General features: G+C 70.8%; 21 protein-coding genes. 6 read left to right on the top strand and 15 right to left on the bottom strand.

What is annotated here, in order from left to right:
- Positions 1-84: 84 nt before the first annotated feature.
- The 3 genes from LQ222_RS11470 to phaR all read right to left on the bottom strand — a co-directional run bounded on the left by LQ222_RS11470 (position 85) and on the right by phaR (position 3,016).
- Positions 85-1,716 (bottom strand): ABC transporter substrate-binding protein, encoded by a 1,632-nt coding sequence (locus tag LQ222_RS11470; protein WP_230166519.1) that lies wholly within the window; start codon positions 1,714-1,716, stop codon positions 85-87.
- A gap of 193 nt (positions 1,717-1,909) precedes the next feature.
- The gene (locus LQ222_RS11465; protein ID WP_256444026.1) at positions 1,910-2,359 is read right to left on the bottom strand and encodes a helix-turn-helix domain-containing protein; all 450 of its coding nucleotides are present in this window, start codon (positions 2,357-2,359) and stop codon (positions 1,910-1,912) included.
- A 78-nt stretch (positions 2,360-2,437) separates the two neighbouring features.
- On the bottom strand, positions 2,438-3,016 hold the full coding sequence (gene phaR, locus LQ222_RS11460) for a polyhydroxyalkanoate synthesis repressor PhaR (RefSeq protein ID WP_230166518.1): 579 nt from the start codon (positions 3,014-3,016) through the stop codon (positions 2,438-2,440).
- Positions 3,017-3,420: 404 nt separating this feature from the next.
- On the opposite strand from phaR, the gene LQ222_RS11455 reads away from it, so the two are divergent.
- From LQ222_RS11455 to LQ222_RS11445, 3 genes are all read left to right on the top strand, one after another.
- Positions 3,421-4,680 (top strand): alpha/beta fold hydrolase, encoded by a 1,260-nt coding sequence (locus LQ222_RS11455; RefSeq protein WP_230166517.1) that lies wholly within the window; start codon positions 3,421-3,423, stop codon positions 4,678-4,680.
- Positions 4,681-4,737: 57 nt separating this feature from the next.
- Positions 4,738-5,910 carry an acetyl-CoA C-acetyltransferase gene (locus LQ222_RS11450; protein ID WP_230166516.1) on the top strand — a complete coding sequence of 391 codons (1,173 nt, stop codon included), beginning with the start codon at positions 4,738-4,740 and terminating at the stop codon, positions 5,908-5,910.
- A 277-nt stretch (positions 5,911-6,187) separates the two neighbouring features.
- A complete protein-coding gene (locus tag LQ222_RS11445; RefSeq protein WP_230166515.1) occupies positions 6,188-6,427 on the top strand; it encodes a hypothetical protein in 240 nt (79 codons plus the stop codon).
- Positions 6,428-6,475: 48 nt separating this feature from the next.
- Here LQ222_RS11445 and LQ222_RS11440 read toward each other — a convergent pair whose 3' ends face one another.
- Positions 6,476-6,790: a hypothetical protein gene (locus LQ222_RS11440; protein ID WP_230166514.1), complete on the bottom strand. Its 315-nt coding sequence runs from the start codon at positions 6,788-6,790 to the stop codon at positions 6,476-6,478.
- Positions 6,791-6,869: 79 nt separating this feature from the next.
- Between LQ222_RS11440 and LQ222_RS11435 the strand changes: the two genes are divergently transcribed.
- The gene (locus LQ222_RS11435; protein WP_230166513.1) at positions 6,870-9,857 is read left to right on the top strand and encodes an N-6 DNA methylase; all 2,988 of its coding nucleotides are present in this window, start codon (positions 6,870-6,872) and stop codon (positions 9,855-9,857) included.
- Positions 9,858-9,928: 71 nt separating this feature from the next.
- Here LQ222_RS11435 and LQ222_RS11430 read toward each other — a convergent pair whose 3' ends face one another.
- From LQ222_RS11430 to LQ222_RS11395, 8 genes are all read right to left on the bottom strand, one after another.
- Positions 9,929-11,059, bottom strand: a complete 1,131-nt coding sequence (locus LQ222_RS11430; RefSeq protein WP_230166512.1) for an acyltransferase — start codon at positions 11,057-11,059, stop codon at positions 9,929-9,931.
- 204 nt (positions 11,060-11,263) lie between these two features.
- Positions 11,264-12,115: a bifunctional 2-polyprenyl-6-hydroxyphenol methylase/3-demethylubiquinol 3-O-methyltransferase UbiG gene (locus LQ222_RS11425; protein ID WP_230166511.1), complete on the bottom strand. Its 852-nt coding sequence runs from the start codon at positions 12,113-12,115 to the stop codon at positions 11,264-11,266.
- A 73-nt stretch (positions 12,116-12,188) separates the two neighbouring features.
- A complete protein-coding gene (locus LQ222_RS11420; protein WP_230166510.1) occupies positions 12,189-13,160 on the bottom strand; it encodes an acetamidase/formamidase family protein in 972 nt (323 codons plus the stop codon).
- 140 nt (positions 13,161-13,300) lie between these two features.
- Complete coding sequence (locus tag LQ222_RS11415) at positions 13,301-14,347, bottom strand: magnesium transporter CorA family protein (protein ID WP_230166509.1); 1,047 nt, start codon at positions 14,345-14,347, stop codon at positions 13,301-13,303.
- A 214-nt stretch (positions 14,348-14,561) separates the two neighbouring features.
- Positions 14,562-15,239, bottom strand: a complete 678-nt coding sequence (gene mtnC / locus LQ222_RS11410; RefSeq protein ID WP_230166622.1) for an acireductone synthase — start codon at positions 15,237-15,239, stop codon at positions 14,562-14,564.
- A gap of 80 nt (positions 15,240-15,319) precedes the next feature.
- Positions 15,320-15,859, bottom strand: a complete 540-nt coding sequence (locus LQ222_RS11405; RefSeq protein WP_230166508.1) for an acireductone dioxygenase — start codon at positions 15,857-15,859, stop codon at positions 15,320-15,322.
- Positions 15,856-16,467 (bottom strand): methylthioribulose 1-phosphate dehydratase, encoded by a 612-nt coding sequence (locus LQ222_RS11400; RefSeq protein ID WP_230166507.1) that lies wholly within the window; start codon positions 16,465-16,467, stop codon positions 15,856-15,858. The genes LQ222_RS11405 and LQ222_RS11400 overlap by 4 nt, the downstream gene beginning before the upstream one ends.
- 80 nt (positions 16,468-16,547) lie before the next feature.
- Entirely contained in the window at positions 16,548-16,817 is a 270-nt protein-coding gene (locus tag LQ222_RS11395) for a twin-arginine translocase TatA/TatE family subunit (protein WP_230166506.1), read from the bottom strand.
- Positions 16,818-17,130: 313 nt separating this feature from the next.
- Between LQ222_RS11395 and LQ222_RS11390 the strand changes: the two genes are divergently transcribed.
- The gene (locus LQ222_RS11390; protein WP_308071600.1) at positions 17,131-18,135 is read left to right on the top strand and encodes a TerC family protein; all 1,005 of its coding nucleotides are present in this window, start codon (positions 17,131-17,133) and stop codon (positions 18,133-18,135) included.
- An 81-nt stretch (positions 18,136-18,216) separates the two neighbouring features.
- Here LQ222_RS11390 and LQ222_RS11385 read toward each other — a convergent pair whose 3' ends face one another.
- A complete protein-coding gene (locus LQ222_RS11385) occupies positions 18,217-19,188 on the bottom strand; it encodes a tripartite tricarboxylate transporter substrate binding protein (RefSeq protein ID WP_230166503.1) in 972 nt (323 codons plus the stop codon).
- A 270-nt stretch (positions 19,189-19,458) separates the two neighbouring features.
- Between LQ222_RS11385 and LQ222_RS11380 the strand changes: the two genes are divergently transcribed.
- A complete protein-coding gene (locus LQ222_RS11380) occupies positions 19,459-20,190 on the top strand; it encodes a hypothetical protein (protein ID WP_230166502.1) in 732 nt (243 codons plus the stop codon).
- A 31-nt stretch (positions 20,191-20,221) separates the two neighbouring features.
- On the opposite strand, the gene LQ222_RS11375 is transcribed toward LQ222_RS11380, so the two are convergent.
- Together LQ222_RS11375 and LQ222_RS11370 are read right to left on the bottom strand one after the other, a co-directional pair.
- Positions 20,222-20,728, bottom strand: coding sequence for a CHAP domain-containing protein (locus LQ222_RS11375; RefSeq protein WP_230166500.1), 507 nt, complete (start codon positions 20,726-20,728; stop codon positions 20,222-20,224).
- 169 nt (positions 20,729-20,897) lie between these two features.
- Complete coding sequence (locus LQ222_RS11370; RefSeq protein WP_230166499.1) at positions 20,898-21,296, bottom strand: Zn-ribbon domain-containing OB-fold protein; 399 nt, start codon at positions 21,294-21,296, stop codon at positions 20,898-20,900.

The raw sequence follows: 21,296 nt of genomic DNA, 5'->3' as shown, positions 1-21,296 counted from the left end.
CGCCTCGCACCCGACGCAACGCGCAGCAGCAGGGCGAGCGAAACCCGTTCGGACTGCGCCCCACCGCGCAGCCCGAACCGCCGGTCAGCCGCGCATCGTGATCGGCGTCAGGTCCTGGAACCAGGATTGCGCCTGCACGAAGCCCTGCACCCGGCGGCTCATGGCGCGCGGGTTCAGGTCATGCGCCACGAACAGGAACAGCCGGTCATCCACCGCCTTGGCGTGCAGGTCGGCCAGCAGCGCATCCTGCGCCGGCGCCTCGAAGGTGGTGTAGAGCCGGTCCATGATGGCGTCGTAGCCGGCATCGCTGAAGAAGCCCCAGTTGTTCGAGGCCGGCGGCGCCATCTCGGTCTTGAGGAAGCGCACCAGCGCGGCGAAGGGGTCGTGCACCGAATAGGACACGTTGATCGCTGTGATGCCGCGCGGGGCCAGCGCGCGCGCACCCTCGCGCCACAGGCCGAGCAGCGCGTTCCATTCCACCACCTCGAAGTCGATCTCGATGCCGACCTCCTTGAGGTTCTGCTGCACCGCCTCGTTCATCGGCAGCGGCTGCATCTGGCCCGAACCGGAGGGCGAGATCGCCACCTTGGTGCGCAGCGGGTTGCGCGGGGTGAAGCCGGCCTCGGCCAGCAGGCGGCGCGCCGCGGCGGGGTCGGTGCGGACGGGGTCGGACGGGCGGCCATGCCACGGGTGCCCGGGCGGCAGCAGCCCGGCACCTTCCACCATCAGGTCGCCCAGCATGGACTTCATGCCGGCGCGATCCACCGCCAGGTTCGCCGCGCGGCGGACGCGGATGTCGCGCCAGGGCGATCCCTCGACCATCGAGAAATGCCAGGTCCAGGTATGCGGGTAGGTGTTGGTGACGATCTGGAAGCCGGCCTGGCGCAGCGAGGGCACGGCATCGGGCGGCGGCGCCTCGATGAAATCGACCTGGTTGGACCGCAGCGCGGCGACGCGGGTATTCGCCTCGGGCAGCGGCAGCAGCACCAGGCGTTCGTGCTTGGGGATGCGCGCGGCGTCCCAGTAGTCGGGGTTGCGCACCAGCACGGCGCGTTCGCGGATGGAGAAGGATTCCATCCTGTAGGGGCCGGTGCCGACGGCGCGGTTCAGGAAGGTGTCCCAGCTGCGCCCCGCGGCTTCCCAGGCGCCGCGATGCGTGATGCCGATCCAGGTCAGGCCGAAGGGCACCAGGCTGTCGGGCGTGCGCGTCTCGAGGATGAAGGTGTTCGCACCCTCGGCGCGCCAGGACGCGATGGTGGGCATGCGGATGCGCGCCTGCGCGGCGGCGCGGTTGTCGAAATGCGGCGCGTCGTTGCGGAAGGCGCGGTCGAAGGAGAAGGCGACGTCATCGGCGGTCATCACCTTGCCGTCGTGGAACTTCACGCCCTCGCGCAGGGTGATGATCCAGCGCTTGGGGTCGGCCGGGTCGGGCCGCCAGGCGGTGGCGAGGCCCGGGCGGATCACCGGCGGCCGTTCGAAGGACGACAGGTCCCACATCGCGAGCTGGTCGAACAGCGTGATGCCCATGAAGCGGTGGCCTTCGGCGCCCTGGTCGGGCACGCCGTTGGGCAGCGGGATGGCGGATGCGGTCATGCCCACGCGCAGCGTGCCGCCCGGCGCGGCCTGCGCCAGCGCGATGTCGTAGGGCAGCGCGGCGGCCGCGCCGAGGGCGGCGCCTCCGCCCAGCAGGTGGCGGCGGCTCAAGGGCGAGGGCATCGGGACGACTCCGCAAAGGATGGACCTAGTGCGGCTCTAGCGGGTTCCGTGCGCGGGATGCGCGCCGACGCGTCATTTGGCGCGCGTTTGGGCTGGATTTCTGAAATTCGCCCAAAACCCCGGCATGTCCGGCAGACAAAAAAGCCGCCCGGTGGGACGGGCGGCTTCCTGCGGGGCGGCGGGCGCGCGCGCGTCAGTCGTCGCGGTCGCGCTGCGCGGCCTGGGATTGCGCGGCCAGGGCACGGGCCATCTGGCTGAGGGCTTCCTGGTGCTTGTCGTTGTCGATCAGCGCGAAGTTGCGCGCGAGTTCCAGGAACATGCGCTGGCGCGACGATACCGGCTGCGACTCGGCACCCGGCTGCAGGCCTTCGAAGAAGTAGGAGACCGGCACGTCGAGCACCTGCGCGATCTCGAACAGGCGGCCGGCGGAGATCCTGTTCAGCCCGCGCTCATACTTGTGCGCCTGCTGGTAGGTCACGCCGATCATCTTCGCGAGCTGCTGCTGCGACAGGCCCATCATCGTCCGGCGTTCCCGGATGCGGGCACCGACATGATGATCGACCAGGCTCGCGCCCTGGATCGAGGCGTCGTCCTCCGTGATGATCTCGGAGGCCGACAGGGGGGGAGAAGGGGTCAAGGTCATGGCTTCGTTGCCCACCCTAACGCGGAAAAGGTGTATCGGAAAACAAGTTTCTCTACCTATGCGCGTATCACACGATCGTTACCCTGGCGCCGTCTTGGCGCGCGTGCCGCGCAAGCGGGCCAGTTCGCCGCGCAGGCTCTCGACCTCGGCCCGCAGGGCCTCGACCTCGGGCGGCGGCGCGGGGCTGCCATCCTCGCGCCGGGCGAAGGGGGCGAACAGGCTCATGGCGCGTTCCATCATCGCCATGTTCTGCTTGCCCAGTTCCTCGAGGTTCCCGAAATTCGGTGGGAACGGGATGAAGCCGCCCATGGTGGATTCCATGGTCCGCTTCATCTGGTCCTGCTGCCGCCCGAAGGACGCCATGGCGAATTCCAGGTAGCGCGGCACCAGGCCCTGCAGGTTGTCGCCGTAATAGCCGATCAGCTGCCGCAGGAAGGCGGTGGGCAGCATGGACTGCCCGACCTTGCTTTCTTCCTCGACGATGATCTGCGTCAAGACGGACCGCGTGATGTCGTCGCCCGACTTGGCGTCGTAGACAACGAAGTCGCGGCCATCGCGCACCATCTTCGCCAGGTCGTCGAGCGTGACGTAGGACGACGCCTCGGTGTTGTAGAGCCGCCGGTTCGCGTACTTCTTCACGACGACGGGAGATGACATCGCATCCCCGCCCTTCGCCGCGCCAGCGGCCGTGCTGCCCGCCATCGACATAACGCCCTGCCCTATCCTCAAGGCGCAAGTCTAGCATGCACTGGACGCAACTGCGAAAGCCGCAAAGTGCAACAAGGGGCCCGCGGGGTGACCCAGGCCACGCTTTTAACGATAACCGCCTTCCCCGTTCCGTCCCGGCCCGGCCGGGGCTATGGTCCGCCCCGCGAGGAACCCCCCCATGGAAGGCCCTGAGGACCTGGATCGCCTCGCGGAGGACTGGATCGCGCTGTGGCAGAGCGAGATCGCCGGGCTGGCGGCCGATCCGGAACTGGCCGAGCAATGGGCCGCCTGGGCATCGCTCGGCGCCGCATGGATGCGCGCGGCCACCGCCATGGCGCCGCGGGCGGCCGCGCATGACCGGCCCGCTGCGCCGCCGTGGACCCCGCCCGCTGCCCCTGCACCTGGGCCTGGCCGGGATGCGGGCGGTGGCGGCCACGACCAGCCTGGGCCTGCCACCGCCCCCGCCGAGCCCGGGCGCACCGCCATGGCCGACCGGCTGGCCGAACTGGAACGCCGGCTGGCCGATCTCGAAGGCGGGCCAGGCGGAGCGGGGAAGGATCCTCGCCGACCTCGCGGCCGCCGGCCACGCGCCTGACGCGCTGGCGCGCAGCGTCGTCACCCGCCTGCTGCGCGCCGACCGCGCGCTGATCGCCGGGATGGCGGGGTATCGCCGCCACCCCTACAGCCGCGAAGCCCCCGACCCGCCGGCGATCTGGGCCGAGGGCGGGTCGCGGCTGCGCGACTTCGGCGGCGATGGCCCGGCGGTGCTGTTCGTGCCGTCCCTGGTCAACCGCGCCTATGTCCTGGACCTGGTGCCGGAACGCTCCTTGATGCGCTGGCTGCCGGGCCAGGGCTTTCGGACTTTACTGCTCGACTGGGGCTGGCCGGGCGAGGCGGAACGGCACTTCACCCTGACCGACTACGTGGCCGGGCGGCTGGAACGCGCGCTGGCGGCCGCCCCCGGGCCGGTGGTGCTGGCGGGCTATTGCATGGGCGGGCTGCTGGCGATCGCCGCGGCGCTGCGCCGGCCGGACCGGGTGCGGGCGCTGGCGCTGCTGGCGACGCCCTGGGATTTCCACGCCGGGCCGGACGGGCCGCGGCGCGCGCGCACCGCCGCCGCGCTGGTGCCGGGGCTGGAGACCCTGATGGAACCCACCGGCGCCCTGCCGGTCGATACCATCCAGTCGCTGTTCGCGATGCTCGATCCCTTCGGCGTGGCGCAGAAATTCCGCGCCTTCGCGCGCCTGGACCCGACCGGCGAAAGGGCCCGGCTGTTCGTGGCGCTGGAGGATTGGCTGAACGACGGCATCCCCCTGCCCGCCCCGGTCGCGCGGCAATGCCTGGCCGGCTGGTATGGCCGCAACGAACCGGGGCGGCTGGCCTGGCGCATCGCCGGGCAGGTGATGGACCCGGCCGCCTGGGCCGGGCCGGCCTTCGTCGCGATCCCGGAGCGCGACCGGATCGTGCCGCCGGCCAGCGCGGCCGCGGCGGCGGCGCGGCTGCCCGCGGCGGTCACGCATATCGCCGCCGGCGGGCATATCGGCATGGTGGCCGGGGCCGGCGCGGAAACGGCGCTCTGGCAGCCGCTGCTGGCATGGCTGCGCGGCTTGTAATCGGCGGGGCGCAGGGCGCATGTTGCGCTGCAAAGACCCATGGGAGTTCCACCAGTCATGACCGACATCGTCATCGCCTCGGCCGCCCGCACGCCGGTCGGTGCCTTCAACGGCGCCTTTGCCTCCATGTCCGCGCATGCGCTCGGCACCATCGCCATCAAGGCCGCGCTGGAGCGCGCCGGGATCGAGGGCGGCGACGTGGACGAGGTGATCCTCGGCCAGATCCTGTCGGCCGGCGCGGGGCAGAACCCGGCGCGCCAGGCTTCCGTCAACGCCGGCATCCCGGTCGAACACACCGCCTTCGGCATCAACCAGCTCTGTGGGTCCGGCCTGCGCGCCGTGGCGCTGGCGGCGCAGCAGATCGCCACCGGCGATGCGCGCATCGTCGTGGCCGGCGGGCAGGAGAGCATGACCCAGGCGCCGCACGCCCAGCAGCTGCGCGCCGGCCAGAAGATGGGCGACCTGGCGCTGATCGACACCATGCTGCGCGACGGGCTGATGGACGCCTTCCACGGCTACCACATGGGCAACACCGCCGAGAACGTGGCGCAGAAGTTCCAGATCACCCGCGACGAGCAGGATGAATTCGCCTTCCACAGCCAGCGCAAGGCCGGCGAGGCGATGAAGGCCGGCCGCTTCAGCGATGAGATCGCCCCCGTGACCGTGAAGGGCCGCAAGGGCGACGTGGTGGTGAGCAGCGACGAATACCCGAAGCCCGAGACCACCCGCGAGATCCTGGCCAAGCTGCGCGCCGCCTTCCACAAGGAAGGCACGGTGACCGCGGGCAATGCATCGGGCATCAACGACGGTGCCGCCGCGCTGGTGGTGATGTCGGCCGACGAGGCGGCGCGCCGCGGCATCACGCCGATGGCGCGCATCGTGTCCTGGGCGACGGCGGGCGTGGATCCGTCGATCATGGGCACCGGGCCGATCCCGGCCAGCCGCAAGGCGCTGGCCAAGGCGGGCTGGAAGCACGACGAACTGGACCTGATCGAGGCCAACGAGGCCTTCGCCGCGCAGGCGCTGGCGGTGAACAAGGACCTCGGCTGGGATACGTCGAAGGTGAACGTGAATGGCGGCGCGATCGCGCTGGGGCACCCGATCGGGGCGTCCGGCGCGCGGGTGCTGACCACGCTGCTGTTCGAGATGCAGAAGCGCGGGGCCAAGAAGGGGCTGGCGACGCTGTGCATCGGGGGGGGCATGGGGGTGGCGATGTGCGTCGAGCGGTAACGCTCGCAAAGCACGGCGGGCGGTGACGCTCGCCAGACACGGCGGGCGGTGACGCTCGCCAGGCACGGCGGGCGGTGACGCTCGCCAGGCACGGCGGGCGGTGACGCTCGCCAGGCACGGCGGGCGGTGACGCCCGACAGGCACGGCGGGCGGTGACCGGCGCACCAGGAGGGCTCCGCCCTCCCGGACCCTCCCGCCAAAGGCCCAAGGGCCTATGGACACCTTGACATTTTAGGATTTTAGTCCTTTAGTGGCGTCGCCAGCACCGGAGGGCGCCATGTCGGACCGCGTGATCCTGAAAGTCTCGCCCCAGGGGCAGGTCACGCTGCGCCGCGAGGTGTTGGCGGCCCTGCGCAACCCGCGCCACCTGGAAGCCTGGGTCGAACACGGGACCCTGATGCTGCGGCCCGCAGTCTCGGCGACATTGGCCGAGGCAGAAGCCATGTTCGGCAAGCAAGGCATCACCCGCGACGTGCTGATCGAAGCCCTGCGGATCGTGAAGACGCGGCAAGGGTAGATTTCTGGTTCTTGACTTAATTCCTATAGCCGTGAAGGGCCGCCGGGGTCAAGCGGAATCGGGTTCGGCGGCATACAGCCGGTCCAGTTCTACGGCATGAGCCGCGCGCAGGGCCTCGGCCTCGCGTTCCGGCAGCCAACGGGTCAGGCTTTCGAAGCGCAGTTCCGCCAGCGCCGAGGCCGTGTAGTCCGGCCAGGGCAAGCGCGTGGCCGCCCGCAGGCGGTCGAGTTCGGCGGTGAGTTCCTCACGCATGCGGTCCACCAGCGCACCGCGGCCAGGATCCTGGTCGTCCAGCGGGGCGGCGGCGGGCGGTAGGCCGGGCGGGGCGAACAGGTCGAACTGGGCGGCGGCGCGGACGGACATGACCAGAGAATAGCGACCCCACCCGAGTCGCGCCCAGAGGACGCTTGCCGAACGCTTCGCCGGAACCGATGGTTGAGCCATGCCGGAGACGAACCGCCGCGATTGGCTGCGCACGATCGCGGCAAACCTGGCCCAGCGCCCGGGGCACGAAGCCGTGCGCGTGGGGGTATCACGCCTGCTGACCGATGCGCTCGGCGTGCGGGTTGGCGATGTGACGCATGAATACCGCATGCCGCTGGTGGGCGGGCGCGCCGATGCGCTGTTCGGCGCCACGGTCTTCGAATTCAAGTCGGACCTGCGGCGCGAAAAGCCTGACGTGCTCGCCAAGATGCCGGACTACCTGGCGGAACACGAACGCCAGACCGGGCGACGTCCCGCACTTGGCATCGCTACCGATGGCGCCACCTTCATCGCCTATGAATTGCGCGAGGGCGTGCTCACGCCGCTCGGCGAACACAAGACCAGCGTCGCCGACCCCGAGGCGTTGCTCGGCTGGCTGGAACCCGCTGTCTCGGACCGCGACGACCTGGCTGCCGAACCACTGACCATCCAGCGCGAACTGGGGCGCGAGAGCCTGACCTTCCGCCGCGCTTCGGAATCGCTGAAGCAGTTGTGGGCGACATTGAAGGACCACCCCGAGGTCAAGCTGAAGCGCGACCTGTGGGACGGGCTACTGCGCGAGGTCTATGGCGAACCGGTGGGCGAGGACACGCTGTTCCTGCAGCACACCTACCTGACCATCCTGGCCAAGACGATCGCCGCGCGCGTGCTGGACCGCCCGGCGGAAGACGCCGAGGCGCTGCTGTCGGGCCGCGCGCTGGACGAGATCGGCATCCATGGCGCGGTCGAGAGCGACTTCTTCGACTGGGTGCTGGAGGACCCGGCGGGCCATGACCTGGTGCGGCGGCTGGCGCGGCAGGCGGCGCGGTTCCGGCTGCGCGACGTGCAGTCGGACGTTCTGAAGGCGCTGTATGAAAGCCTGATGGACCCGGAGCAGCGCCACGACCTGGGCGAATACTACACGCCGGACTGGCTGGCGGCGAAGGTGAGCGCGGCGGCGATGGATACGCCGCTCACGCAGCGCGTGCTGGACCCGGCCTGCGGGTCGGGCACCTTCCTGTTCCATGCCATCCGTCGGCTGCGTGCGGCGGGCGAGACGGCGGGCTGGCCGCCGGCGCGGCGCGTGGCGGCCTGCACGTCGCAGGTGCGCGGGCTGGATGTGCATCCTGTCGCGGTGATCATCGCGCGCGTGACCTGGCTGCTGGCGCTGGGCGAGGACATCCATGACCGCGACGGCGATATCCATGTGCCGGTCTTCCTGGGCGATGCGCTGCAATGGAACATCAGCCAGGTGGGCGACAGCCGCGAGGTGCGGGTGAATGTCCCGGAGGAGGCGCAGCCGCTGCGCGTGCCGGCGGGCTTCGCCGAGGACCAGGCGTTGCTGGATGCCGGTGTGCAGGCGCTGAAGGACGGGCTGGAGCGCGACGCGGCGCCGGCGGCGATCGAGCGCGACCTGAGGCGGCTTTCGGGCGCGGTTGCGGCGGACGCGGTGGTGCTGGCCCAGACCTATGCGCGCGTGCTGGCGCTGCATCGCGCGGGGCGCGATGGCATCTGGCCCTTCGTGCTGCGCAACCTGGTGCGGCCGCTATGGCTGTCGCGTGCCGACCAGCGGGCGGATGTGCTGCTGGGAAACCCACCCTGGGTGGCGTATCGGCATTTGTCGGCGCCGATGCAGGCGCGGATGAAGGCGGCGTGCCAGGAGTTGAATTTGTGGGTGGGGGGCGTGCTGGCGACACAGCAGGATTTGTGCGCGCTGTTCACGGTGCGCGCGGTGCAGCGGTATCTGAAGCCAGGCGGGCGGGTGGCCTTCGTGCTGCCCTATGCGGTGCTGAACCGGCCGGTGTTTGCCGGGCTGCGGCGCGGCGACCATCGGCAGGTGCAGATCGCCTGGGATGCGGGATGGAGCCTGGACGAGACGGTGCGTCCGCTGTTTCCGGTGCCGGCGAGCGTGATGTTCGGCCGGCGTGCGGCGTGCGGGGTGTTGCCGGCGACGGTGCGGCGGTTCGAGGGCGCGCTGCCGCGACGGGATGCCAGCGAAGCGGAGGCGGATGAGGCGCTGAGGGTGGAGGCGGCGGTGGCTTGGCCGCCGATCCCGACGTTGGCGGGGGCGAGTCCGTATAGGGCGCGGTTCAAGAATGGCGCGACGATCTATCCTCGGCGCTTCTGGCTCGTTGAACGTGAAAGTGGCGGACGGCTCGGTGCATCGCTTGCGGCGCCTCTCGTCCGCGGACGCATTGGCGGCCAGGACAAGGTGCCGTGGAAGTTGGTCGAGCCCCCAAAGGGACCGGTCGAACGGGAGTTCCTACGGCCTGTGCTGCTTGGCGAGAGCCTCGCTCCGTTTCGCGTTCTTGCGCCGGTGCTGGGGGTTGTCCCTGTGGATGCGCACGGCGCAATTATGGATGCGACGGCCGCGCGCCGGGAGGGCTATCCGCGTCTTGGCAGTTGGCTTGACGACTGCGAAGGCAAGTGGCGCGAGTACGCGTCGAAATCAGCCGCAGGCACGTCCACCAAGATGAGCCTGAATGAGAATCTGGATCACCTGCGGAAACTGTCCCAACAGTTTCCGCTGACGCCACTTCGCGTCGCCTACGCGAAAGCCGGCGTACTCTTCGCCTCAGCCGTGATCCGAAGCAGCGATGTCGTCGTGGACCACATGGCGTACTGGGCAAGCGCGAGGAGCGAGATGGAAGCGCGGTACTTGTGCTCCATTCTGAACAGCGATCGCCTGCGCCAGCGTATCGAGGCCATGCAGCCCAAAGGCCAAGGCGGCGCGCGGCACTTCGACAACCTGATCTGGGAACTCCCCATCCCCGATTTCGACTCGCGCGACCCGCTCCATCTCGACCTCGCCGCCCTCGCCGAGGACGCCGAGCGCGTTGCAGCTGCCGTTGTCCTGGAAGAAGGCGCCTACTTCACCACGCATCGTCGCGCGATCCGAGATGCGCTCGATGCCAGTGGCGTCGCCGCGCGCCTCGACGCCTTGGTCGCACGCCTGCCCGGCCTGTAGCCGCCCGGAAACTTAGCGGTCCAGCTGGCACTGCCACCTGGCGGGTGAGCCCGGGAGGGCAGCGCCGCCGCTCACGCCGCCACCGCGCCCGCCGCCGTGGTCGGCGCCCGGCGCTTCGCCCCCATCCAGCCGCGCAGCCGCGCCGAGGCATGCACCTCGAGCAACCGGTGGCTGGCGACCGAGACCGGCACCACGATCGCCACCGCCACCAGCGGCAGCAGGATCTGCGCCGCCAGACCCTCGCGGTCCGCCACCAGCGCCGGCAGCACCGCGTGCCGCACGCCGCCCATCACCGGCCCGTGCCACATGTAGATGCTGTAGCTGATGGTCCCGAAGAACAGCATCGGCCGCGTGACCAACACCCGCCCCAGCCACCCCGCCCCATCGACCACGCCCTGGAAGCCGAGCGCCAGGCAGGCCATCGCGAGCACGCCGAGCGGCAGGCGCGCATCGCCCGCCCATTGCACCAGGGTGGTGGTGTGCATCGTCCAGCGCGCATCTGGCCCCTGCAGGCCGATGATCGACCACAGCAGCAGGAAGGCGGCGAGCATCACCCCCGGCGCCCGCGCCAAGGGGCGGAACCGCACGACCCAGCCGCGCGCCACCAGCACGCCGACCAAAAAGGGCAGGCCGCGCGGGTAGAAATTCGCCAGCAGCAGCGCCGCCGGAACCCAGACCAGCGCCGCGCGCAGCGCGCCGTAGCGCGCCTGCAGCACCACGCCCGCAGCGCACAGCCCGTAGAAGGCGAATTCGTAGCTGATCGACCAGGCGGCTTCGTGATAGCCCCAGATCGGCAGGATCCCGGGCAGCGCCAACAGGCTCGCGATCAGGCCCACGGCCAGCTCGCCGGGTGTCTTCTGGCCGAATTCGCGATGGCCGACGACGATGCCGACCGCCCCCATGAACAGCACCGCGGCCCACAGCACCGGCGCGATGCGCGCCACCCGGTCGCGCATGAAGGCCAGCGCCGAGGGCGCGCGGTGCAAGGCGCCCAGGATGACGAAGCCCGAGATGGCGAAGAACAGCTCCACGCCATAGGGCATCGTATTGACCGCATAGGCGAGCACGCCGTCGTTGACCGCGTGATAGGTCGGGCGGTCCGACTGGGTGATGTGGAAGGCGAAGATCATCAGCGCGAACAGGCCGCGCGCGCCGTGCACGTGCGGATTGAAGGCATCGGCGCCGTGGCGCGGTTCGGTCATGGCTTGGCAGCCTGCTATCGCAACGACCCGACCCTATCCGTGCGCGGCCAGCGCCGGCAAGGGAGCTGCATCACAGGGCGGGCAGCGGGCGGGCGCGTGGTCGCGGGGCGCCGGCGCGTTGCCGTCGCGCGGCGGGCCCGCGCGCTGTCGCGCGACACTCCCGCGCGCTATCGCGCTCCCCTCCCGCGCGCTATCGCGCGACGCTCACGCGTGCAGCAGCACGATGGTCTCGTGCGGCACCACGCCCGCCGGGGTCCGCGCGATCGACACCTTGGCGAAGCCCGCCGCCGCGGCCTCCCGCGCCCAGGCCGCGTCGTCGCGCAGGCGCAGGAAGAAGGCCGGGCCCTGCCAGGGCGCCTGGTCCGGCAGCACCACCCAGGACAGGCACGCCAGCCCGCCCAGCGCCGCATCCGGCACCTGGCGCACCAGCAGCAGCGCGCCGTCGCCCAGCGGCGCCTTCATGTGCTGCACCCAGCGGCCTTCCAGCGCCGCCGGCGCATCGAGGTCCTGTTGCACCAGCACCATCCCGCCCGGCCGCAGCACGCGGCGGAACTCCGCCAGCGTCGCCGCTTCGTCGGCCGCCTCCACGAAGTAGCCGAGCGAGTTCCACATGTTCAGCACCAGGTCGATGCGGCCGGTGGCGATCGGCAGCGCGCGCATCTCGGCGGCGGCGCAGGTGGCGGCGCCTGCCGCCCGGGCGGCGCGCAGGTAGTCCGGCTGGCGATCGAGGCCGATCACGTCGAAGCCCTGCGCCGCCAGCGCCGTGGCGTGGCGACCGCTGCCGCAGGGGATGTCGAGGATGCGCGGGCGCGGCGCCAGGTGGTCGGCGGCGATGCGCAGGATGGTGTCGATGTCGCGCCGGGTGCGTGCCGCGGGGTCGCCCGCGAAGCGGTCGGCCAGCGCCGCATAGGCCGGCCCGAAATACTGCCGCGGCCAGTCGTTGTGGGGCCTGGCCGCGGCGAGGAAGGTGGCATCGTCGCAGGACCAAAGGTGCCGCGCGCTGGCGGTATCCGTGCGGCGAAAATTGGCGTCGATCAGCGTGTGCATCGCGGCCATGTCCCCGCGGTCCAGGGGGCCGTCGCCCCCTGGCGGGTGGGTCCGGGAGGGCGGCGCCCTCCCGGGATCGCCTTCAGAACAGCAGCCCCTTCCTGAGCATCCCGTGCACCCCCTTCTCCCCGTTCACCGTCTGCGTGACCCGGAAGTCCACCGCCAGCGAGCAGAACTGGTAGGCGTCGGCATCCGACAGGTTGGTGCGCGAACAGATGAAGGCGATCATCTCGCGCAGCGCCTGCTTCATCGCGAGGTCGAGGTCCTCGTTCATCCCCATGGTGATGAAGTGCGTCTTCGTCTCGGCGCGGGGAAAGCGCAACGCCGGGTCGCGCGGGCCGCCGCCCTTGACCAGCGACAGGCGGAAATGCCCGGTCAGGCAGATTTCCAGCGCGTTGATGCAGACCTCGCCATCGCCCTGCACGCCGTGGCCGTCGCCGGCGGAGAACAGCGCGCCCTCGTTGAACACCGGGAGATACAGCGTGCTGCCCGCGGTCAGTTCCTTGTTGTCGAGGTTGCCGCCGATGGCGCGCGGTTCCTTGGTGTTGAGCATGCCCCAGTCGGCGGGCGGGGCCACGCCCATCACGCCGAAGAAGGGTGCCAGAGGCAGGTCCATCCCGCCTTCCTGCGGGCCGAAGGGCAGCTTGCAGGTCATCGCGTCGCGATCGACCGGGATGTGCAGCGTGCGGCGATACGGAAAATCTTCGGGCAGGGTGCCGAACAGCGGGCGGAAGCCGCAGAAGCCCCAGTCGGCGCCGAGCTCGATCTTCTCGATGTCGATCCGCAGCGCATCGCCGGGTTCGGCGCCGCGCACGGCCACCGGGCCGGTGATGACGTGGGCGCCCAGGCGGGGAAGCTTGGCGTGCACCTCCCGCAGCACCGGATGCACCGCCATCATCTTCTCCTGCGGCGGCATGACTTCCGGCCCGCCGGAGAGGCATTCCAGCACCACCACCTGGCCCGGGTCGATGGTCGCGACCGGCGGGAAGGACGCGTCGAAGGCGCCCCAGCGGCAATTCTGCAGCGATGCGGGGACGAAGGTGGGTTCGCTCATGCGGGGCTCCTGCGGCGTGGCGGGGGATGCAAGCAGGCTGCCGGGCGGAAGGGAACCCCGCGCGGCGCAACCGGTCGGGCCGGGCCGCGGCGGTCGGCGTGCCGGCCGGCGGGAGGGTCGTTCGCCGGACCGGCGCTGCGCTACAGCCAGCCCTTCCGGCGGAAGTACAGCACCGGCAGGATGGCGCTGCCGATCATCAGGATCAGCGCCAGCGGATAGCCGAGCTCCCATTTCAGCTCGGGCATGATCTCGAAGTTCATGCCGTAGATGCTGGCGATCAGCGTCGGCGGCATCATCGCGACCGAGACGACCGAGAAGGTCTTGATGATGCCGGTCTGCTCGACATTGATCATGCCGAGCACGGCATCGAGCAGGAACTGCGCCTTGCCGTTGAGCATGTGCGCGTGCTCGACCAGCGAACGCACGTCGCGCACCAGCGTCTTGATGAGGTGCTGGTTCTCCTTGCGGACCGCGGTCGCCTTCTCGGCGCTGACGAAGCTGAGGATGCGCGTGAGGCCGAGCAGCGTGTCCGAGGCGCGCGAGGTCACTTCACCGACCTGGCCGAGGGTGATCAGCGCGGCCTTCAGCTGGTCGTCCTTGCGGTTGGCCTGCATGTTGCCGCGCGCCGCGCGGAAGGTGCGCTGCGAGGCGCGGTCCATGTCGCCGCCGACGCGTTCGAGGATGTCGGCCAGGCGGTCCACGACCTGTTCGAACAGGTGCAGCATCACCGCATCCGGCGAGGTCAGCAGCGTGCCGGGCTGGCGCTGCGCGCGCAGGCCGAAGGCAGTGATGGCCTTGGGCGTGGCGTAGCGCACCGTGACCAGCGTGGTGTTGGTCAGCACGAAGGTCATGGCGGTCGAGCCGAACTCGCCGGCCTCGATGCCATAGAGGAAGTTGGCGGTGAGAAAGAGCGTGTCGCCCTCGCGATAGAGGCGGGAGGAGCTCTCGATCTCCTCCATTTCCTCGCGCGTCGGGATCTCGATGCCCAGCGCGGTCTGGACCGCGTGTTCCTCCTGCTGGGTCGGGTTCAGCAGGTCGATCCAGACGGCGTGGCGCAGGCTGTCGGGCTCGGCCACCGCCGTGGCGGCGGCGCGCTGGTCGGCGCCGCGCAGCGCGGCGGTGATGTCCGAGATCGCGCCCTCGCGCACGCGGCACTGGCCGTCATCGACCGTCCAGGTCGTCAGCATGGCGGCGCTCCGATGCTCGGGGTGAAGACGGTCGGTGGGGTTCTAGAGCAGAACCCGGCCGGATGAAAACGTGCGCTCGGGCGAAGATGATCGCGCGAGCGGGCTGCCGGGGCCAATGGCGCGGGGCGGGCGCCGCACGAAGGCTCAGGGAGCGCTTGAGAAGGCCGGCGGCGGACGTCGGAACGCGTCGCTCGGCGCAGCATCACGCGGTCTCTCAGCGCGCGCCGGGCAGCCCGTGCAGCCGCGCGACGGCGGGAAAGTCGGCCGCCTCGGCATGGCGGCCGGCGGGATGCGTGCCATCCGCGGGGCGCACCAGCTGGCAGGTCCGCAGGCCGGACGCGGCCGCGGCGTCGAGTTCCTCCACCACGTCCGACAGGAACAGGATATCGCGCGGCGGCAGCACGAGCGCCGCGGCAATGGCGGCGTAGGATGCCGCGTCGCGCTTGCCGCCGACCTTCGTGTCGAACCAGGCGGCGAACAGCGGCGCAAGGTCGCCGGCGTCGGAATGGCCGAACAGCAGCTTCTGCGCCGCGACCGAGCCCGAGGAATAGACCGCCAGGCGCAGCCCTGCCTGCGCCCAGGCGCGCAGGCAGGGCGCCACGTCCGGCCACAGCTGGCCCTTGATGCGCCCATCCGCATAGCCGGCCCGCCAGATCAGCCCCTGCAGCGTCTTGAGCGGCGTGACCTTGGCGTCCTCCGCCATCCAGATGCGCAGCGTCGATCGCGGGTCCTGTTCGCGCGCGGTGGCGCGGACATCGGCCAGCACGCCGGCGACGGCGGGGTCGTCGGCATGGGTGTCGAGGAAGGCGTCGAGCTCCGCCGCCGCGAAGGGGAACAGCGTGTCCTTCACGAAGGCGATGGCGGTGGTGGTGCCCTCGATGTCGGTGAGGATGCAGGCCGGCGCGGGAACCGGGCGCGGCGCAGTCCCGCCCGCGCTGGCCGGCGCCGGCGCCGCCCGGGAATCGGACACGCTCAGGCCACCGTCACCGGCAGGCGGGCGGCGATGTCGGAGCCCGTGTAGTGCGGCGTCCAGCCGGTGGTGTCGGTGAAGACGCGCAGCGCCGTGACATGCGGGACCGCGCCGGCGTCGAACCAGTGCTTCGTGTTGGCCGGCACGCTGATCAGGTCGCCCTGCGTGCAATGCGCGTCGTAGATGCGGCCATCGACATGCATCACGAAATTGCCCGCGCCTTCGTGGAAGAAGCGGACCTCGTCCTCGGTGTGGATGTGCTCGGACAGGAACTTGGCGCGGATGGCATCGGCCTGCGGGTGGTCGGCGGTCAGGCGGATCACGTCGGCGGTGCCGGCGCGGCTTTCGCGCAGGAAGGCATCGAGCTGCGGGCGATAGGCGGCGAGCACGGCGTCGGGCTCGGCCCCCGCGGGCAGGTCGGCCACTGGCCAGCGTTCGAAGCGCACGCCGATCGGCGCGAGGGCCTGCGCGATCGCGGCCGGGTCGTCGGTGCGCAGGGTCTCCGCGCCGGTGGCGGCGTCGCGGATGGTCAGCAGGCTCATGGCGTGCGTCTCCCGTCTTCGAGTTCACAGAGCAGCATGAATTCCAGCGCCTCGAGGCGCATCAGCGCGGCATCCATGTCGGCGCCCCAGACATAGGCGCCATGGCCGCGGATCAGGTAGCCCGGCGGCGCGGCGGGTGTCGCCGCCCACAGCGCATCGAGCCCCGCCTGAAGGCGCGCGATGTCCTGGTCGTTGTCGACCACCGGCACATCGATCGCGACATCATGGGTGGGGCCGCCGGGGAAGGCCTTCAGCAATTCGTAGCCGGCCAGGCGGATCGAGGCCCCCGCGCGGCGCGACAGCACGGTATTCGCCACCGAATGGCCGTGCAGCACCGCGCCGGCCTCGGGGAAGCGGCGGTAGATGCCGCAATGGAGCAGTGTCTCGTAGGACGGCCTGGTGCCGGGATCGACCGGCACGCCGGCGGCATCCACGCGGATCACGTCAGCCTTCGTCAGGAAGCCCTTGTAGCAGCCCGACCGCGTGACCGCGATCTGCCCCGAGGGCAGCCGGCGCGAAAAATTCCCTGCCGTGGCGGGCACCCATCCCATGGCGTGCAGGCGTTGCCCGGCGGCGACGATGGCGGCGGCGGCGTGCTGGAAGGGCATCGCGGATCAGGCCCCCGGAACGGCAAGGCCCCGCCACGCGATGCGCGACGGGGCCGGAAGGTCGGCCGAAGCGTGCGGCGTCAGGCGGCGGGGCGGCTGCCGGGCTGGGCCGGCTGGGCCTGGGCGGCGGTGGCCTGCGCGGCGGCCGGGCCCTGGATGTTGCCGGCCGGCGGCGTGGCCGGGGCCTGCGCCTCCATGGAGGCGTCCTTCTCGTCTTCCTTGATGTTCTGCTTGAAGGACTTGATGCCCTTGGCCAGGTCGCCCATCAGCCCGCTGATCTTCCCGCTGCCGAACAGCAGGAGGACGACGAGCAGTACGACAAGCCAGTGCCAGATGCTGAACGAACCCATGGCGACGCCTCGATCCCGTTGTGGCCACGCCCGGGGGCGCGGCGGTCTCCGTGTGAGCGGGGCGCAACCTAGTGTCCCGGCGGCGCCCATGCAAATCCAGATGGGCCATCGACCGCCGCACCGCAACGGGTCTTGACAGCGGCCGCCGGCAAAACCATTAAGCGTCCAGATCCGGGCCCCTCTGGCGGCCGCCGGCCCATGCGTGGGGGGCGTCCGTGATGTCGGATCGCGTGGGAAATCGCGCGATCACGGCCCGGACAGCACTCGATGCCGAGAGCCCGTGTTTCGCGCCCTGGGAATGGGGATGCGATCGATGGAATTCTTTTCGGCCGAATGGCTCGGCAAGCCCTTGTGGATGTGGAAGGGCTTCCTGGCTGTGGTGGTGGTGCTGCTCGCCTTCGACCTGGGCGTGCTGAACCGCAAGGACAAGGAAATGGGGATCGCCCAGAGCCTGTGGCTCTCGGCCTTCTACATCAGCTTCGCGATGCTGTACGGCGCGGGCATCTGGTGGGCCTATGAGGCCGGCGAACTGACCACCAGCGACGGCACCCATGCCGGCGTGGCCTTCTTCACCGGATTCTTCATCGAGAAGGCGCTGTCGATCGACAACGTCTTCGTCATCAGCCTGATCTTCACCTATTTCGCGATCCCGCGCCGGTACCAGTACCGCGCGCTGGTCTGGGGGATCATCGGCGTCATCGTGCTGCGCGGCATCATGATCGCGCTCGGCGCCGCCCTGGTGCAGGAATACAGCTGGGTGCTGTACATCTTCGGCGCCTTCCTGATCGCCACCGGCATCAAGATGCTGGTGGTGCCCGAGGGCGAGCAGGACATCTCGAAGAACCCGGTCGTGAAGTTCATGCGCCGCCACATGCGCGTGTCCGACAACCTGCACGGCCAGAAGTTCTTCGTGCGCGAGCCCGACCCCAAGACCGGCGCGATGGTGCGGGTGGCCACGCCGCTGTTCCTGGCGCTGGTGGTGATCAACATCGCCGACCTGATCTTCGCGGTGGATTCCGTGCCGGCGATCTTCGCCATCACCACGGACACCTTCATCGTCTATACCGCGAACATCATGGCGATCCTGGGCCTGCGCGCGCTGTACTTCGCGCTGGCGGCGATGGTGCATCGCTTCCACTACCTGAAGTACGCGCTGGCCCTGGTGCTGGTGTTCATCGGCGGCAAGATCTTCTGGAACCAGATCTTCGGGAAGGTGGACCCGGCGATCTCGCTCGGCGTCACGCTGGCGCTGATCCTCGGGGGCATCTTCTACTCGCTGTGGAAGACCCGGAAGGACACGCCGGTCCCGGCGCAGTGACGCACGCCGCCGGCCGCCGCGCGCGGCCGGCGGCCCCTGCCTGGACGGGGCGCGGCAGCGATGCCGCGCCCCGTCTGCGTTTCAGCCATCCAGGCGGATGTTCAGCCGCCGGATCATGCCGCCCCAGCGCTCCGTCTCCTGCGCCAGGAAGGCCGCGGCCTCGGCCGGCGCGGTCGCCATCACCTCGAAGCCCGCCCCTTCCAGCCGGGCGCGCGCCGCCGGTTCGCGCAGGCCGCGCTGGGTCTCGGCGGCCAGGCGCGCCACGCGGTCGGCCGGCGTGGAGGCCGGCACCACCAGGATCTGCCAGCCATAGGATTCCGCGTTCGCCACGCCCTGTTCGGCCAGCGTCGGCACCGCCGGCGTGGGCGCGAAGCGCGCGGCCGAGGTCACCGCGATGGCGCGGATCTGCCCCGCCTGCACCTGCGGCAGCACCGCCGCGGTCGTCACCATCATCGCCTGGATGCGCCCGGCCACCAGGTCCAGCGTGGCCTGCGGGAAGCCGCGATAGGCGACATGCACCATCTCGGTGCCGCCGGTGCGCGCCAGCAGGTCGAGCATGCCCAGGTGCCCGCCCGACCCGGACCCCACCGACCCGAAGGCGACGCGCCCCGGATTGGCCCGCACATGCGCCAGGAAGCCGGCCAGGTCGGTGACCGGCAGGTCGTTGTTGACCACCAGGAATTGCGGCCCGCGCACCAGCAGCGACACCGCCGTCAGGTCCTTCACCGGGTCGTAGGGCAGGCTGGGATACAGCGCCGGCGCGGTGGACAGCGGCCCGTTGATCGACAGGCCGATGATGTGCCCGTCGGTTGCCTTGGCGATGGCATCGGTGCCGATATTGCCGCCCGCCCCGGCGCGGTTGTCCACCACCACCGGCTGACCCAGCGCGCGCGCCAGGTGTTCGGACAGCACGCGCCCGGTCAGGTCGGGGCTGGACCCGCCGGGGAAGGGCACCACGAAGCGCAGCGGCCGGTCCGGCCAGGCGGCCTGGGCGCGCGCGGCAGCGGGCAGCAGCGGCAGCGCGGCAGCCAGGGCGCGGCGGGTGATGGTCATGGCGGTTCCTCCGGCGGCGCGGCGGGTGCGGTCCCGCCGGACAGGCGATGCTGGGGCGGGCGCCGGCAGCGTGCCGGAAGAAATCCGCCTGGGCGGCGTTTGCAGCATGACACGGCCGGGTCGTCCAGCACCGGTCGCCGGGCCGGCACGACGCGTGGTGCCGCGGCACGGCGTCGCAACCTGCGGCTGTCGTGCCGTGAGATTCGCCTTCATTCTTTCGTAAGCGTGCTTCATAAATTCTGGACGGGTTACCCCAACGGAGCGCAACCCATGACTGCATTCCCCCGCGTGATGCTCCTGTGCGTCGCGATGCTGTCCCTGCCAGGCTGTGCCACCGTGGCGCTCAATGCCGCGCTGCGCGCCGCGCATCCGCAGCCCGCCTGGAACGGGGAGGTCGCGGTGGCCTCCGAACCCGCCGGCGCGCGCTGCACCGTGGCGCGCGGCCAGCAGGTGATGGCCGAGCTGCCCGCCGCCCCCGGCACGGTCCGCCTGGCGCGGTCCTATGCCACGCTGGAGGTGCGCTGCGCCGCCGATGGCTACCTGGAAACCGCCGAGGTGCTGCGCGCGCGCGACGATCCGGCGGTGTTCCGCATGGCGCCCAACGGCGTGATCGGCGCGACCGCCACGGTGATCAGCCTGGCCTCCGCCCGGACCATGCGCTACCCGTCCGAGGTGACGGTGACGCTGGTGCCCGCCACCTTCGCCAGCGAGGAAGCGCGCGAGGGCTTCTTCGCCGGCCGGCGCGCCGCCGTGATGGCCGCCCGCGCCGCCGAGATCGCGCTGGGCGAGGAACGCTGCCGCGCCAGCGCGGACACCACCTGCGACCCGTCGCTGCTGGTCGCGCAGCGCCAGCAGGCCGAGGACCTCGCGCGGCTCGATGCGCTGCGCGGCGCCGCACGGGTGGCGAGCGCGACACCCGCCGACGCCCCGCCGCCCGAGGCGCCCGCCACCGCCGCGCCGCGCGCGCGCACGGTGCGGATGGCCCTGGCCGAGGCGCCCTAGGCACCGCCCGATCGGGTGGCCAGGCCTTGGCCTACCGGGCCTCGGCCACCAGCCGCCCGCCATGGATGAAGCCGAAGGTCGGGAAGTTGGTCTGGCCAAGGCCGTTCGCCGGCGGATACCAGACGCGCACCAGCGACCAGTCGTTGTTGGGCGAGACATCCATCACCGGCTGGTCGCGCGCCACCTGGCCGCGGTTGCGCCCCGAGGCCCAGTTGGCGTGGTCGACGCGGATCTCCCGCGGGCCGACCACGCGGGTGACGACGGACAGGTGCCCGCTGCGGTTGCGCTGTGTCCGCATGAACACCAGCACGGAGCCGGCGCGCGGCCGGCGCGACCGGTCGTAGCGCCCGGATTGCGCCGCCGCGTCCCACCACTGCCAGGCATCGCCCTGCAAATCGATGCCCGAGCGCGACCGCGCATAGGGCACGCAGGAGGTATCGCCCCCCGCATAGCCCGGCACCCCGGTGCGCGGTGTGCTGCCTGAACCGCCACATGCTGCGAGTGCGAGCGCACCCAGCATCGCGATCATGCGAAGCATGACCCCGAACCCCCTGAAATCCCCTGGATTCAGAGTAGCGAAGATCGGGGCGGAAATGGAGCGTTCCGGTGGCGGCGCCGCGATTCCGCGGCGCGCCGTGTCGCCACGACCACGGCGCCGGTCCTGCCGGCGGGGCGTGCCGCGCGCGGGGGCGCGGCACGCGGCCGTGTCAGACCGGCGTGAACATCGGCACCGGGGCGCCGCCTTCTTCGGTGGCCTTGAGCACCACCTTCACCTTCTGGCCGATCTTCACCGTGTCGAGGTCGCAGTCGACGATGTTGGTGAAGATGCGCGGGCCTTCGTCGAGTTCGACATAGGCCGGCGCATGCGGTTCCTTCGAGCGCATCACGGTGAAGGAATAGATGGTGCCGGTGCCCTTGGCCTCGACCAGTTCCACGTTGTTGGACAGTGTGAAGGGCGAGCAGCCACGCGGATACCAGAAATGCTTGCCGGTATCCTTGCACTTGCCGATCAGGAAGCGGCCCTGCCGGGCGGCGTCCCAGAAGGGCTTCGTGGTGGGGTCTTCCTTCGGCGCGGGGATGGCGCGGTTGGCGGCTGGCGTGGCCAT

Origin of the sequence: Roseomonas sp. CECT 9278 (genome assembly GCF_918698155.1) — a bacterium.
In the GTDB taxonomy this organism is placed as follows: domain Bacteria; phylum Pseudomonadota; class Alphaproteobacteria; order Acetobacterales; family Acetobacteraceae; genus Neoroseomonas.
The sequence above is the reverse complement of the archived record's forward strand: the minus strand, read 5'-3'. Positions and strand labels throughout refer to the sequence as shown.

Coding starts and splice junctions, on each gene's coding strand:
- LQ222_RS11375 (WP_230166500.1), bottom strand. CDS start 20,728: ATGCTTCGCATGATCGCGATGCTGGGTGCGCTCGCACTCGCAGCATGT.
- LQ222_RS11430 (WP_230166512.1), bottom strand. CDS start 11,059: ATGACCGAACCGCGCCACGGCGCCGATGCCTTCAATCCGCACGTGCAC.
- LQ222_RS11450 (WP_230166516.1), top strand. CDS start 4,738: ATGACCGACATCGTCATCGCCTCGGCCGCCCGCACGCCGGTCGGTGCC.
- LQ222_RS11440 (WP_230166514.1), bottom strand. CDS start 6,790: ATGTCCGTCCGCGCCGCCGCCCAGTTCGACCTGTTCGCCCCGCCCGGC.
- LQ222_RS11435 (WP_230166513.1), top strand. CDS start 6,870: ATGCCGGAGACGAACCGCCGCGATTGGCTGCGCACGATCGCGGCAAAC.
- LQ222_RS11420 (WP_230166510.1), bottom strand. CDS start 13,160: ATGAGCGAACCCACCTTCGTCCCCGCATCGCTGCAGAATTGCCGCTGG.
- LQ222_RS11395 (WP_230166506.1), bottom strand. CDS start 16,817: ATGGGTTCGTTCAGCATCTGGCACTGGCTTGTCGTACTGCTCGTCGTC.
- LQ222_RS11405 (WP_230166508.1), bottom strand. CDS start 15,859: ATGAGCCTGCTGACCATCCGCGACGCCGCCACCGGCGCGGAGACCCTG.
- LQ222_RS11455 (WP_230166517.1), top strand. CDS start 3,421: ATGACCGGCCCGCTGCGCCGCCGTGGACCCCGCCCGCTGCCCCTGCAC.
- LQ222_RS11465 (WP_256444026.1), bottom strand. CDS start 2,359: ATGACCTTGACCCCTTCTCCCCCCCTGTCGGCCTCCGAGATCATCACG.
- LQ222_RS11470 (WP_230166519.1), bottom strand. CDS start 1,716: ATGCCCTCGCCCTTGAGCCGCCGCCACCTGCTGGGCGGAGGCGCCGCC.
- LQ222_RS11445 (WP_230166515.1), top strand. CDS start 6,188: ATGTCGGACCGCGTGATCCTGAAAGTCTCGCCCCAGGGGCAGGTCACG.
- LQ222_RS11390 (WP_308071600.1), top strand. CDS start 17,131: ATGGAATTCTTTTCGGCCGAATGGCTCGGCAAGCCCTTGTGGATGTGG.
- LQ222_RS11425 (WP_230166511.1), bottom strand. CDS start 12,115: ATGGCCGCGATGCACACGCTGATCGACGCCAATTTTCGCCGCACGGAT.
- LQ222_RS11385 (WP_230166503.1), bottom strand. CDS start 19,188: ATGACCATCACCCGCCGCGCCCTGGCTGCCGCGCTGCCGCTGCTGCCC.
- LQ222_RS11370 (WP_230166499.1), bottom strand. CDS start 21,296: ATGGCCACGCCAGCCGCCAACCGCGCCATCCCCGCGCCGAAGGAAGAC.
- phaR (WP_230166518.1), bottom strand. CDS start 3,016: ATGTCATCTCCCGTCGTCGTGAAGAAGTACGCGAACCGGCGGCTCTAC.
- LQ222_RS11415 (WP_230166509.1), bottom strand. CDS start 14,347: ATGCTGACGACCTGGACGGTCGATGACGGCCAGTGCCGCGTGCGCGAG.
- LQ222_RS11400 (WP_230166507.1), bottom strand. CDS start 16,467: ATGCCCTTCCAGCACGCCGCCGCCGCCATCGTCGCCGCCGGGCAACGC.
- LQ222_RS11380 (WP_230166502.1), top strand. CDS start 19,459: ATGACTGCATTCCCCCGCGTGATGCTCCTGTGCGTCGCGATGCTGTCC.